Raw genomic sequence first — 12,150 nt, 5'->3', positions numbered from 1 at the left:
ATGCCGGGTGTCAGGGTCCAGGTTGAAGCCCAAACATAACCCTGAACCCCATGGAATGCGGTCGAGTCTGCGTGGAAATCGCGACACGCCCGACCGCGGGGGTCGGTGCGCCGGCAGGTTGAGGAACCCGGGAATATCCGGATTCAGCTTGTGCGGCGTGTGGTGGTAAAACCTCAAACGCCTCGGCGGCCACATCAACAGGTAAGTAAACAGAGCAGCCCTAACTAGAGCAGCACTAGCTGAAAGAGAGTCAGGCGACATGGCGGGACAAAAAATCCGCATCCGGCTGAAGTCATATGACCACGAGGTCATTGATGTTTCAGCGCGGAAGATCGTTGAGACGGTCACGCGCGCAGGCGCAACGGTAGTCGGCCCGGTGCCGCTGCCCACGGAGAAGAACGTTTACTGCGTTATTCGCTCTCCTCACAAGTACAAGGACAGCCGTGAGCACTTCGAAATGCGTACTCACAAGCGTCTGATCGACATCATCGACCCCACGCCGAAGGCCGTTGACTCGCTTATGCGTCTCGACCTGCCTGCAGACGTGAACATCGAAATCAAGCTCTAGGGAGGTGCTGAGAGACTATGACCGCAACCCGTAACGTAAAGGGCCTGCTGGGCACGAAGCTCGGCATGACCCAGGTCTGGGACGAGAACAACAAGCTCATCCCGGTAACTGTCGTCCAGGCTGACTCCAACGTCATCACGCAGCTGCGAAACGCAGATGTCGATGGCTATGTCGCCGTCCAGATCGGCTACGGCCAGATCGACCCCCGCAAGGTCACCAAGCCGCTGGCTGGTCACTTTGAAAAGGCTGGCGTTACCCCTCGCCGCCACGTCGTCGAACTGCGTACCGCAGACGCCGCATCCTACGAGCTGGGCCAGGAGCTCTCTGTTGAGATCTTCGAAGCCGGCCAGAAGATCGACGTCGTCGGCACCTCCAAGGGTAAGGGCTTCGCCGGTGTTATGAAGCGTCACGGCTTCCACGGCGTTGGCGCTTCCCACGGTGCCCACAAGAACCACCGTAAGCCTGGCTCCATCGGTGGCGCATCCACCCCGAGCCGCGTCTTCAAGGGCCTGAAAATGGCCGGCCGCATGGGCGCCGAGCGTCACACCACGCTGAACCTCACGGTTCACGCTGTTGACGTTGAGAAGTCGCTGCTCCTTATCAAGGGTGCCGTCCCCGGTGCCCGCGGCCAGGTCGTACTCGTACGCACCGCCGTGAAGGGAGCCTAGTTCAATGACTAGCACTGTCAAGGTAGACCTGCCTGCAGAGATCTTCGACGTCCAGACCAACGTGCCGCTGCTGCACCAGGTCGTCGTCGCACAGCTCGCTGCTGCTCGCCAGGGTACTCACAAGACGAAGACCCGCGCCGAGGTTTCCGGTGCAGGTCGCAAGCCGTTCAAGCAGAAGGGCACCGGCCGCGCCCGTCAGGGTTCCATCCGTGCTCCTCACATGACCGGCGGTGGCGTTGTCCACGGTCCGACACCTCGTGACTACAGCCAGCGCACCCCCAAGAAGATGAAGGCTGCTGCACTCCGCGGCGCCCTGTCTGACCGCGCCCGCAACGGACGCATCCACGTCATCGCTGAACTGGTAGCCGGCACCAAGCCGTCCGCCAAGGACGCACTGGCTTCGCTGCGCTCTGTCACTGAGCGCAAGAACCTGCTCGTCGTTATCGAGCGCGCCAACGATGTTGCTGCACTTTCCGTGCGCAACCTCCAGGATGTTCACGTTCTGTACGCAGACCAGCTGAACACCTACGACGTGCTCATCTCCGACGACGTGGTCTTCACAAAGGCTGCTTTCGAGGCGTTCGTCGCTGACAAGGCAAAGAACGAGGAGGCCTCCAAGTGAGCGTAACCACCATCAAGGATCCGCGCGACGTCGTGCTTGCACCCGTCGTTTCGGAAAAGAGCTACGGTCTGATCGACGAAGGCAAGTACACCTTCCTGGTGGACCCTCGCTCGAACAAGACCGAGATCAAGCTGGCCGTAGAGAAGATCTTCTCGGTCAAAGTTGACTCGATCAACACCATCAACCGTGCCGGTAAGCGCAAGCGCACCAAATTCGGCTGGGGACAGCGCAAGAGCACCAAGCGTGCGATTGTCACCCTCAAAGAAGGCACAATCGACATCTTCGGCGGTCCGCTCGCGTAGCGGAGACCACTTTAACGAGGAAATAAATTATGGGAATCCGTAAATACAAGCCGACTACCCCGGGCCGTCGCGGCTCGAGCGTAGCCGACTTTGCTGAAATCACGCGATCGACTCCGGAAAAGTCGTTGCTGCGTCCGCTGCACAAGACCGGCGGCCGTAACAACTCCGGTAAGATCACCACCCGTCACAAGGGTGGTGGGCACAAGCGCCAGTACCGTCTGATCGACTTCCGTCGTCACGACAAGGACGGCATCAACGCCCGCGTTGCCGAAATCGAGTACGACCCGAACCGCACGGCTCGCATCGCACTCCTGCACTACGTTGATGGCACCAAGCGTTACATCATCGCCCCCAACAAGCTGTCCCAGGGTGACTTCGTCGAGGCTGGCCCCGACGCTGACATCAAGCCGGGCAACAACCTGCCGCTGCGCAACATCCCGGTTGGTACCGTAATCCACGCAGTTGAACTGCGTCCGGGTGGCGGCGCCAAGATGGCACGTTCCGCAGGTGCTTCGGTACAGCTCGTTGCCAAGGAAGGCCGTTTCGCCCAGCTGCGTCTGCCCTCCGGTGAAATCCGCAACGTTGACGTGCGCTGCCGCGCAACCGTCGGCGAGGTCGGCAACGCCGAGCAGTCGAACATCAACTGGGGCAAGGCCGGCCGCATGCGCTGGAAGGGCGTTCGCCCGACCGTCCGTGGTGTAGCCATGAACCCGGTTGACCACCCGCACGGTGGTGGTGAAGGTAAGACTTCCGGTGGACGTCACCCGGTTAACCCGAACGGCAAGCCTGAGGGCCGTACCCGCCGTCCGAACAAAGAGAGCGACAAGCTTATTGTTCGTCGCCGCCGTACTGGCAAGAACAAGCGATAGGAGCCTGGACACATGCCACGCAGCCTGAAAAAAGGTCCTTTCGTTGACCAGCACCTCTTTGTGAAGGTCGCACGGGAAAACGATAAGGGCACCAAGAACGTCATCAAGACCTGGTCCCGTCGTTCGATGATCATCCCCGACATGCTCGGGCACACGATCGCCGTACACGACGGACGCAAGCACATCCCGGTGTTTGTCACAGAGTCGATGGTCGGGCACAAGCTCGGCGAATTCGCTCCCACGCGGACATTCCGCGGCCATGTTAAGGACGACCGTAAGGGCAAGCGCCGCTAAGGCGCCTGACTTTACGTCTTAGACGAGAGAAGGAAAGCAATGGAAGCCAAGGCTATTGCGCGTCACATCCGCGTAACGCCTATGAAGGCCCGGCGCGTCGTCAACCTTGTTCGTGGTAAGCAAGCGAATGAGGCTCTGGCAATTCTGAAGTTTGCCCCCCAGGCAGCTTCGGAGCCGGTATTCAAGGTACTTCAGTCGGCAATGGCCAACGCACGTGTCCTCGCGGACCGTGACGGCGTTGCATTCGACGACAGCGACCTGTTCATCAGCGAAGCATTCGTTGATGAAGGCCCGACCATGAAGCGGTTCCAGCCGCGTGCCCAAGGCCGCGCCTACCGCATCAGGAAGCGGACCAGCCACATCACGTTGGTCGTGGCAACCCCCGAGAAAGAGGAGGCTCGCTAAGTGGGACAGAAAGTAAACCCGCACGGGTTCCGACTCGGCATCACCACCGACCACGTTTCGCACTGGTTCGCTGACAGCACCAAGCCCGGACAGCGCTACAAGGACTTCGTCCGCGAGGACATCAAGATCCGTCAGCTCATGTCCACCGGCATGGAGCGCGCCGGCATCGCCAAGGTCGAGATCGAGCGCACCCGTGACCGTGTCCGCGTGGATATCCACACGGCACGCCCGGGCATCGTCATCGGTCGCCGCGGCGCCGAAGCAGACCGCATCCGCGGCGAGCTCGAAAAGCTCACCGGCAAGCAGGTCCAGCTGAACATCCTCGAGGTCAAGAACCCCGAGATGGAAGCACAGCTTGTTGCCCAGGGCATCGCTGAGCAGCTGACTTCCCGCGTGGCTTTCCGCCGTGCGATGAAGAAGGCAATGCAGTCCGCACAGCGTGCGGGTGCCAAGGGCATCCGTGTTGCTTGCTCGGGTCGTCTGGGTGGCGCAGAAATGTCCCGCTCGGAGTTCTACCGCGAAGGCCGTGTGCCCCTGCACACCCTCCGCGCGAACATCGACTACGGCTTCTACGAAGCCAAGACCACCTTCGGCCGCATCGGTGTGAAGGTTTGGATCTACAAGGGTGACGTAACCGCCAAGGAACTGGCTCAGCAGGCAGCTGCTGCTCCGTCCCGTGGCCGTGCAGGAGACCGCCCGGGCCGCCCGGGTGGCGACCGCCGTCGTCGTAACGACCGTCCGGCAGCTGAGGCAGCACCTGCTGCCGTTGAAGCACCGGCCGCTGAAGCTGCTGCCCCCGCAGCAGAAGGAGGACAGGCTTAAATGCTTATCCCACGTCGAGTCAAGCACCGTAAGCAGCACCACCCGGGTCGTTCCGGCGCTGCTACGGGCGGCACCAAGGTCAGCTTCGGTGAGTACGGTATCCAGGCCCTGAGCCCGGCATACGTAACCAACCGTCAGATCGAGTCCGCTCGTATCGCGATGACCCGCCACATCAAGCGTGGCGGCAAGGTCTGGATCAACATCTACCCGGACCGTCCGCTGACGAAGAAGCCTGCTGAAACCCGTATGGGTTCCGGTAAGGGTTCTCCGGAATGGTGGGTCGCAAACGTCAAGCCGGGCCGGGTTCTCTTCGAACTCTCCGGTGTCAATGAAGAGGTAGCTCGCGAGGCCCTGCGCCTGGCAATCCACAAGCTGCCGTTGAAGGCACGCATTGTGCGTCGCGAAGGTGGTGAATAGAAATGGCAGTAGGGTCGAAGGATCTCGCACCCGCACAGCTGGACGGTTTCGACAACGAGCGTCTCGTTGAAGAACTCCGCAAGTCCAAGGAAGAGCTGTTCAACCTGCGTTTCCAGTCCGCCACCGGACAGCTGGAGAACCACGGTCGCCTGCGCGCGGTAAAGAAGGACATCGCACGCATCTACACCGTTCTCCGTGAGCGCGAGCTGGGCATTCGTGCCGAGGTTGCCGCACCGGTTGTGGAAGCCAAGGAAGAAAAGAAGTCCAAGAAGGCTGCCAAGGCTGAAAAGGCCGAGGTTGAAGCTGGAGAGGACGCCAAGTGAGCGAGAAGGAAACTGTGACGGAAGCAGCAGCCAGCGCTGAACAGCGCGGTTACCGTAAGACGCGTCGCGGCTACGTTGTCTCTGACAAGATGGAAAAGACCATCGTTGTTCAGGTTGAAGACCGCGTAAAGCACGCTCTGTACGGCAAGGTTATTCGCCGCACCTCGAAGATCAAGGCTCACGACGAAGAGAACACCGCCGGCATCGGCGACCTCGTTCTCATCTCTGAGACCCGCCCGCTGTCCGCTACCAAGCGGTGGCGTCTGGTGGAGATCCTCGAAAAGGCCAAGTAAATCCGACGCCGGGCACGCCTGGCAGAGATTCACTGGAAAGGTCCGCATTCCCTATGGAATGCGGGCCTTTCCGCTTTCCCGGCCGGTTCGGTTACTGGCCCTGAACGTGCTAGGATATTGAGTTTGTATGGCGCCACTTGTGCGTCGTCCACTACCTCGTAAACAATCGTGCCGCTGCATACTGCCCCGCGCAGAGTTTTCTGCAAGGGAAGCTGATGCTTGTGGCACGGGCGTTTAGGCCTGTTCTGGCAAAATCCAGGCAGGTCAAGAGACACCCCGATCAACCGTTCCGCAAGGCTCATTCCGTATGCATGATTTCGGTCTGAGAACCGGCGCGACGCAAGGAGTAGAAATTGATTCAGCAGGAGTCGCGACTCAAGGTCGCCGACAACACGGGTGCTAAGGAAATCCTTACCATTCGCGTTCTCGGTGGATCCGGTCGTCGCTACGCAGGCATCGGCGACGTCATCGTCGCCACCGTCAAGGACGCTATCCCTGGCGGCAACGTAAAGAAGGGTGACGTCGTCAAGGCTGTCATCGTTCGTACCAAGAAGGAACGCCGCCGTGCGGATGGTTCCTACATCAAGTTTGACGAAAACGCAGCTGTGATCCTGAAGAACGACGGTGACCCCCGCGGTACCCGTATCTTCGGCCCGGTTGGTCGTGAACTTCGCGACAAGAAGTTCATGAAGATCGTTTCGCTGGCCCCGGAGGTGCTTTAGTCCATGGCTAAGATCAAGAAGGGTGACCTCGTTCAGGTCATCACCGGCGCCAAGCAGGAACGCGGCGGCGACCGCGGCAAGCAGGGCAAGGTCCTGCGCGTATTCCCGGCCACCAACCGCGTGCTGGTAGAGGGAATCAACCGCGTCACCAAGCACACCAAGGTCGGTCAGTCGCAGCGCGGCACCAAGACCGGTGGCATCGAGGTCGTTGAGGCCCCGATCCACGTTTCCAACGTTGCTCTGGTTGACCCGTCGACCAAGAAGCCGACCCGTGTTGGTTTCCGTCTCGACACCGTTGAGAAGGATGGCGCTACCAAGACCGTCCGTATCCGCGTGTCCAAGGCCACCGGGAAGGACATCTGATGAGTGAAACACTGTCTGAGACCACTGTCGCAAACAAGATCGTTCCGCGTCTGAAGACGAAGTACGCAGAGACCATCAAGAAGTCGCTGCAGGACGAATTCAACTACGCGAACGTGAACCAGGTTCCCCGCCTGGTGAAGGTTGTTGTGAACATGGGTGTTGGAGATGCCGCCAAGGACTCCAAGCTGATCGACGGCGCTGTCCGCGACCTCACCCTCATCACCGGCCAGAAGCCGCAGGTAACCAAGGCCCGCAAGTCGATCGCACAGTTCAAGCTGCGCGAAGGCATGCCGATCGGTGCACACGCAACTCTGCGTGGAGACCGCATGTGGGAATTCGTGGATCGTCTGGTTTCGCTGGCTCTGCCGCGTATCCGTGACTTCCGCGGCCTCAACGGCAAGCAGTTCGACGGTAACGGCAACTACACCTTCGGTCTGACCGAGCAGGTTATGTTCCACGAAATCGACCAGGACTCCATCGACCGCGTACGCGGCATGGACATCACGGTTGTCACCACCGCCAAGACCGACGACGAAGGCCGCGCGCTGCTCAAGGCGCTTGGTTTCCCGTTCAAGACCGAAAACTAACTACGTGACAGGTCCGACCGCGCAGGCTCGTAAGGGCAAGCGCAGCGGAAACCGGTACGAGGAAGGGCTATAGCCCAAATGACTATGACAGATCCTGTCGCAGACATGCTCACGCGTCTGCGCAATGCAAACTCGGCATACCACGACACCGTGTCCATGCCGTATAGCAAACTGAAGGCACGCGTTGCCGACATCCTGAAGGCTGAAGGCTACATTGCCGGCTGGAAGGAAGAGGACGCCGAGGTTGGCAAGAAGCTGACCATCGACCTGAAGTTCGGTCCGAACCGCGAGCGTTCCATCGCTGGCGTCCGCCGCATCTCCAAGCCGGGTCTCCGCGTTTACGCGAAGTCCACCAACCTGCCTCACGTGCTGGGTGGCCTGGGTATCGCAATCCTGTCCACCTCTTCCGGCCTCCTGACTGACAAGCAGGCCGGCAAGAAGGGCGTGGGCGGCGAAGTCCTCGCGTACGTCTGGTAACGGGAAAGGAAGAGAATAATGTCACGTATTGGACGTCTCCCCATCACCGTTCCTGCCGGAGTTGAGGTCAAGCTCGATGGCTCCGTCATCAGCGTCAAGGGTTCCAAAGGCGAGCTGAGCCACACTGTGGCCAGCCCGATCGAGGTCTCCCTGGAAGAGAACACTCTCACGGTCACCCGCCCGAACGACGAGCGCAACTCGCGTTCGCTGCACGGCCTGACCCGCACCCTGATCGCCAACATGATCCAGGGCGTTACCGAGGGCTACGAGAAGAAGCTTGAAATCGTTGGTACCGGTTACCGCGTTCAGGCAAAGGGTTCTGACCTGGAGTTCGCTCTGGGCTACAGCCACCCGGTTAACGTCTCTGCACCCGAAGGCATCACCTTCGTAGTAGAGGGTCCGACCAAGCTCTCTGTTGCGGGTATCAACAAGCAGCAGGTCGGCGAGGTTGCTGCCAACATTCGCAAGCTGCGCAAGCCCGACCCCTACAAGGGCAAGGGTGTCCGTTACGCCGGCGAAGTCATCCGCCGCAAGGTCGGAAAGGCTGGTAAGTAAACCATGGCCATCGCAATTAACAAGAAGCGTACGAACAAGAGCAAGTCGGCTGCACGCAACCGTCGCCAGCTTCGTATCCGCAAGCGCATCACCGGTACGGCTGCACGTCCTCGTCTGGTCGTCAACCGTTCGGCACGCCACATGTTCGTCCAGGTTGTCGATGACAGCAAGGGTGTAACCGTGGCTTACGCTTCCACTCTGGAAGCTGACCTTCGTGCACTTGACGGAGACAAGACTGCCAAGGCCAAGCGCGTCGGCGAGCTCGTTGCCAAGCGTGCAAAGGCTGCAGGCGTCGAAGCTGTTGTCTTCGACCGTGGCGGTAACAAGTACCACGGCCGCATCGCCGCCGTCGCTGACGGTGCTCGCGAAGGTGGGCTGGCACTGTGACCGTTGAAAATAACGAAAAGGACATTCAGGTGACTGAAGCTGTAGCTGCTGAAGCAACTGAGACCGCACCCGCTACCGATGACCGCCGCGGCGGACGTCGCGGCGAGCGTGGCGACCGTGGCCAGGGCCGCGGCGACCGTGGTGGCCGTGGTGGCCGCGACGGCGGTCGTGAAGCCGAGAAGAGCCAGTTCGTAGAGCGCGTTGTCACCATCAACCGCGTTGCCAAGGTCGTCAAGGGTGGTCGTCGCTTCAGCTTCACCGCACTCGTCGTCGTCGGTGACGGCAACGGCATGGTCGGCGTTGGCTACGGCAAGGCCAAGGAAGTTCCCGCTGCTATCGCAAAGGGCGTAGAAGAGGCCAAGAAGTCCTTCTTCCGCGTTCCCCGCGTTGGCAACACCATCCCGCACCGTGTGCAGGGTGAGGCTGCTGCAGGCGTTGTCCTGCTGCGTCCGGCTTCCGCCGGTACCGGTGTTATCGCCGGTGGTCCGGTCCGCGCGGTATTGGAGTGCGTGGGTATCCACGACATCCTCTCCAAGTCGCTCGGTTCTTCCAACGCGATCAACATCGTTCACGCGACCGTTGCCGCTCTGAAGCAGCTCGAAGAGCCCGCTTCCGTGGCTGCCCGCCGTGGCCTGCCGCTGGACGAGGTTGCTCCTGCTGCTCTGGTGCGCGCGCTCCAGAACCAGAAGGCAGGTGTTTAGTCATGGCTAAGAACCTGACTCCCTCCGACGCCAAGTTGGAGATCACCCAGATCAAGGGCGTCATCGGCGCCAAGCAGAACCAGATCGCCACCCTTCGGTCCCTCGGCCTGAAGCGCATCGGACACACCGTTGTCCGTACCGCTGACGCCGTGACCGTTGGCATGCTGAACACGGTTCCGCACCTCGTGAATGTAGAGGAGGCGAAGTAATGGCAGAGAACAAGACCGCCGCAGAGGCTGCTGAGAAGCAGAACACTCTGAAGGTCCACCACCTGCGTCCCGCCCCGGGTGCCAAGACAGCCAAGACCCGTGTTGGTCGTGGTGAAGGCTCCAAGGGTAAGACCGCTGGTCGCGGTACCAAGGGTACGAAGGCCCGCTACCAGGTAAAGGCTGGCTTTGCCGGCGGCCAGCTGCCGCTGCACATGCGCCTGCCGAAGCTGCGCGGCTTCAAGAACCCGTTCCGGGTTGAATTCCAGGTTGTAAACCTGGAGAAGCTCAACGAGCTCTTCCCGGAAGGTGGCACCGTCACCGTTGAGTCCCTGGTAGAGAAGGGTGCCGTTCGCAAGAACCAGCCCGTAAAGGTGCTCGGCACCGGCGACATCACCGTCAAGGTTGACGTCACCGTGCACGCATTCTCTTCCAGCGCTGCGGAAAAGATTGCCGCAGCAGGCGGATCCACCAACGCCCTCTAAGGGTTTGTGGGGCATCAGCCCGCTGTAACAAAGAATCCCGGTATGCGGGGCTTCGGCCCCGGATACCGGGATTTTTTTGGTGGTTGTGGACTCTCGATTATTCCGACGGCGTCACAAGCAGTTAGACTCGGTTGTTGGGTTTCATTGAGCCCGACCACATCCTTGTACTTTCTACTCAGGAGGACGCTTGCTAAGCGCATTCGGCCGGGCGTTTCGGACGCCTGATTTGCGACGCAAGTTGTTGTTCACGCTGGGAATCATCACAATCTTCCGCTTGGGAGCTTTCATCCCCTCGCCTGGTGTGAACTACCAGAATGTCCAGCAATGCTTGAACAACGGTGACACCTCGCAGGGCATCTACCAGCTGGTGAACTTGTTCAGCGGCGGCGCGTTGCTGCAGGTCTCGATCTTTGCCTTGGGCATCATGCCCTACATCACGGCGAGCATCATCGTGCAGTTGCTTCGGGTGGTTATTCCCCGGTTCCAGCAGCTGTACGAAGAGGGCTCATCGGGGCAGTCCAAGCTGACGCAGTACACCCGGTACCTCACCATCGCACTGGGCCTGCTGAACGCCACAACCCTGGTCTCCTTGGCCCGCTCGGGTCAGTTGCTGCCCGGCTGCAACCTGCCGATCATCCCCGATGAGAGCATCATCACCACCCTTCTGCTCATCATCACGCTGACAGCGGGCACGGGCCTGATCATGTGGATGGGCGAGCTCGTCACCGAGCGCGGCGTTGGCAACGGCATGTCGCTGCTGATCTTCACCTCCATCGCAGCCGGCTTCCCCCGCTCACTTGGCTCCATCTGGGAGACCAAGGGCCCGGGAACCTTCTTCGTCGTTCTTGCCATCGGCCTGCTTACGGTGGCCCTGGTGGTCTTCGTGGAGCAGTCGCAGCGCCGTGTTCCGGTGCAGTATGCCAAGCGCATGATTGGTCGTCGCACCGTGGGCGGCACCAGCACCTACATTCCCATCAAGGTGAACATGGCCGGCGTCGTGCCCGTCATCTTCGCTTCCTCCATGCTGTACCTGCCCGGCTTGATTTCGCAGTTCAACCAGCCGAAGCCAGGGGAGCAGATGGCCCCGTGGGTTGAGTGGATCAACAACAACCTCACCCGTGGCGACCATCCCATCTACATGGCGCTTTACTTCGCCATGATCGTGTTCTTCACCTACTTCTACGTAGCCATCACCTTCAACCCTGAAGAAGTGTCGGACAACATGAAGAAGTACGGCGGGTTCATTCCGGGCATCCGGGCGGGTAAACCGACCGCGGACTACCTGCAGTACGTGCTTTCCAGGATTACTTTGCCTGGAGCCCTCTACCTGGGCTTCGTGGCGTTGATTCCGCTGGTTGCACTCGTCCTGATCAATGCCAACCAGAACTTCCCGTTCGGTGGCACGTCAATCCTGATCATGGTGGGTGTCGGCCTGGAAACCGTCAAGCAGATTGATGCGCAGCTACAACAACGTCACTACGAAGGGCTTTTGCGATGACGAGAATGCTGATCATTGGACCTCCCGGTTCGGGCAAGGGTACGCAGGCTGAGCGGATTTCGGAGCGCCTCGGCGTAGTCGCCATCTCCACCGGCGACATCTTCCGTGCCAACGTCAAGGGTGAAACGCCCTTGGGTATCGAAGCCAAGAAGTACATGGACGCCGGTGACTTCGTTCCGGACAGCGTCACGAACAACATGGTTCGCGATCGACTGAGCCAGAGCGATGTCGAGAACGGCTTCCTGCTCGACGGCTACCCGCGCACCACCGCGCAGGTTGACTACCTCGACCAGATCCTCGCTGAGGGTGAGCAGGAGCTCGACGTCGTGCTCCAGCTGACCGCGGATGACGAAGAACTGGTTGCACGCCTTCTGGGCCGTGCCAAGGAAACGGGACGTTCGGACGACAACGAGGCCGTGATCCGTCACCGTCTTGACCTCTACCACGAGCAGACCGAAGCCGTTGTGGCCAAGTACGCTGAGCGCGGCATCCTTACTCAGGTGGATGGCATCGGCGGTATCGATGAAGTTACCGACCGCGTGCTCACAGCCATCGAGTCGGCCAAGGCTGTCTAGCGTTTTTCCAC

At 60.3% G+C, this 12,150-nt stretch carries 22 protein-coding genes; all 22 read left to right on the top strand.

Annotation, left to right across the window (positions count from 1 at the left end; genetic code table 11):
- Positions 1-259: 259 nt before the first annotated feature.
- On the top strand, positions 260-568 hold the full coding sequence (gene rpsJ / locus JMY29_RS14210) for a 30S ribosomal protein S10 (protein ID WP_003803825.1): 309 nt from the start codon (positions 260-262) through the stop codon (positions 566-568).
- A gap of 17 nt (positions 569-585) precedes the next feature.
- Complete coding sequence (gene rplC / locus JMY29_RS14205) at positions 586-1,236, top strand: 50S ribosomal protein L3 (protein ID WP_018776685.1); 651 nt, start codon at positions 586-588, stop codon at positions 1,234-1,236.
- A 4-nt stretch (positions 1,237-1,240) separates the two neighbouring features.
- On the top strand, positions 1,241-1,858 hold the full coding sequence (rplD, locus tag JMY29_RS14200; RefSeq protein WP_018776684.1) for a 50S ribosomal protein L4: 618 nt from the start codon (positions 1,241-1,243) through the stop codon (positions 1,856-1,858).
- Positions 1,855-2,160 (top strand): 50S ribosomal protein L23, encoded by a 306-nt coding sequence (gene rplW / locus JMY29_RS14195; protein WP_011775593.1) that lies wholly within the window; start codon positions 1,855-1,857, stop codon positions 2,158-2,160. Before rplD ends, rplW begins: the two co-directional genes overlap by 4 nt.
- A gap of 29 nt (positions 2,161-2,189) precedes the next feature.
- Positions 2,190-3,029, top strand: a complete 840-nt coding sequence (gene rplB, locus JMY29_RS14190) for a 50S ribosomal protein L2 (protein WP_011775592.1) — start codon at positions 2,190-2,192, stop codon at positions 3,027-3,029.
- A gap of 12 nt (positions 3,030-3,041) precedes the next feature.
- On the top strand, positions 3,042-3,323 hold the full coding sequence (rpsS, locus tag JMY29_RS14185) for a 30S ribosomal protein S19 (RefSeq protein ID WP_011775591.1): 282 nt from the start codon (positions 3,042-3,044) through the stop codon (positions 3,321-3,323).
- Between the two features lie 39 nt (positions 3,324-3,362).
- On the top strand, positions 3,363-3,728 hold the full coding sequence (gene rplV, locus JMY29_RS14180; RefSeq protein WP_018776683.1) for a 50S ribosomal protein L22: 366 nt from the start codon (positions 3,363-3,365) through the stop codon (positions 3,726-3,728).
- Positions 3,729-4,550: a 30S ribosomal protein S3 gene (rpsC, locus tag JMY29_RS14175; protein WP_011775589.1), complete on the top strand. Its 822-nt coding sequence runs from the start codon at positions 3,729-3,731 to the stop codon at positions 4,548-4,550.
- On the top strand, positions 4,551-4,967 hold the full coding sequence (gene rplP, locus JMY29_RS14170) for a 50S ribosomal protein L16 (protein WP_003803795.1): 417 nt from the start codon (positions 4,551-4,553) through the stop codon (positions 4,965-4,967).
- A 2-nt stretch (positions 4,968-4,969) separates the two neighbouring features.
- Positions 4,970-5,290, top strand: coding sequence for a 50S ribosomal protein L29 (rpmC, locus tag JMY29_RS20885; RefSeq protein ID WP_014922387.1), 321 nt, complete (start codon positions 4,970-4,972; stop codon positions 5,288-5,290).
- Entirely contained in the window at positions 5,287-5,583 is a 297-nt protein-coding gene (gene rpsQ / locus JMY29_RS14160; RefSeq protein WP_011775587.1) for a 30S ribosomal protein S17, read from the top strand. The genes rpmC and rpsQ overlap by 4 nt, the downstream gene beginning before the upstream one ends.
- Positions 5,584-5,936: 353 nt before the next feature.
- The gene (gene rplN, locus JMY29_RS14155) at positions 5,937-6,305 is read left to right on the top strand and encodes a 50S ribosomal protein L14 (protein WP_003803789.1); all 369 of its coding nucleotides are present in this window, start codon (positions 5,937-5,939) and stop codon (positions 6,303-6,305) included.
- Positions 6,306-6,308: 3 nt separating this feature from the next.
- Positions 6,309-6,668, top strand: a complete 360-nt coding sequence (gene rplX, locus JMY29_RS14150; protein ID WP_018776682.1) for a 50S ribosomal protein L24 — start codon at positions 6,309-6,311, stop codon at positions 6,666-6,668.
- On the top strand, positions 6,668-7,255 hold the full coding sequence (gene rplE, locus JMY29_RS14145; RefSeq protein WP_018776681.1) for a 50S ribosomal protein L5: 588 nt from the start codon (positions 6,668-6,670) through the stop codon (positions 7,253-7,255). Before rplX ends, rplE begins: the two co-directional genes overlap by 1 nt.
- Before the next feature lie 78 nt (positions 7,256-7,333).
- Complete coding sequence (gene rpsH / locus JMY29_RS14140; protein ID WP_011775584.1) at positions 7,334-7,732, top strand: 30S ribosomal protein S8; 399 nt, start codon at positions 7,334-7,336, stop codon at positions 7,730-7,732.
- Between the two features lie 18 nt (positions 7,733-7,750).
- A complete protein-coding gene (gene rplF / locus JMY29_RS14135; protein ID WP_018776680.1) occupies positions 7,751-8,287 on the top strand; it encodes a 50S ribosomal protein L6 in 537 nt (178 codons plus the stop codon).
- A 3-nt stretch (positions 8,288-8,290) separates the two neighbouring features.
- Positions 8,291-8,674, top strand: coding sequence for a 50S ribosomal protein L18 (gene rplR / locus JMY29_RS14130; RefSeq protein ID WP_018776679.1), 384 nt, complete (start codon positions 8,291-8,293; stop codon positions 8,672-8,674).
- Between the two features lie 29 nt (positions 8,675-8,703).
- Positions 8,704-9,375, top strand: coding sequence for a 30S ribosomal protein S5 (gene rpsE, locus JMY29_RS14125; protein ID WP_179128297.1), 672 nt, complete (start codon positions 8,704-8,706; stop codon positions 9,373-9,375).
- A gap of 2 nt (positions 9,376-9,377) precedes the next feature.
- On the top strand, positions 9,378-9,584 hold the full coding sequence (rpmD, locus tag JMY29_RS14120; RefSeq protein ID WP_018776677.1) for a 50S ribosomal protein L30: 207 nt from the start codon (positions 9,378-9,380) through the stop codon (positions 9,582-9,584).
- Complete coding sequence (rplO, locus tag JMY29_RS14115) at positions 9,584-10,066, top strand: 50S ribosomal protein L15 (RefSeq protein WP_189075256.1); 483 nt, start codon at positions 9,584-9,586, stop codon at positions 10,064-10,066. The genes rpmD and rplO overlap by 1 nt, the downstream gene beginning before the upstream one ends.
- A gap of 187 nt (positions 10,067-10,253) precedes the next feature.
- Positions 10,254-11,564 carry a preprotein translocase subunit SecY gene (gene secY / locus JMY29_RS14110; protein WP_026267006.1) on the top strand — a complete coding sequence of 437 codons (1,311 nt, stop codon included), beginning with the start codon at positions 10,254-10,256 and terminating at the stop codon, positions 11,562-11,564.
- A gap of 5 nt (positions 11,565-11,569) precedes the next feature.
- Entirely contained in the window at positions 11,570-12,139 is a 570-nt protein-coding gene (locus tag JMY29_RS14105) for an adenylate kinase (protein WP_018776674.1), read from the top strand.
- Positions 12,140-12,150 lie beyond the last annotated feature (11 nt).

Source organism: Paenarthrobacter nicotinovorans (assembly GCF_021919345.1).
In the GTDB taxonomy this organism is placed as follows: domain Bacteria; phylum Actinomycetota; class Actinomycetes; order Actinomycetales; family Micrococcaceae; genus Arthrobacter; species Arthrobacter nicotinovorans.
Note: the sequence above shows the minus strand (reverse complement) of the source record. Positions and strands in the feature narration are given on the sequence as shown.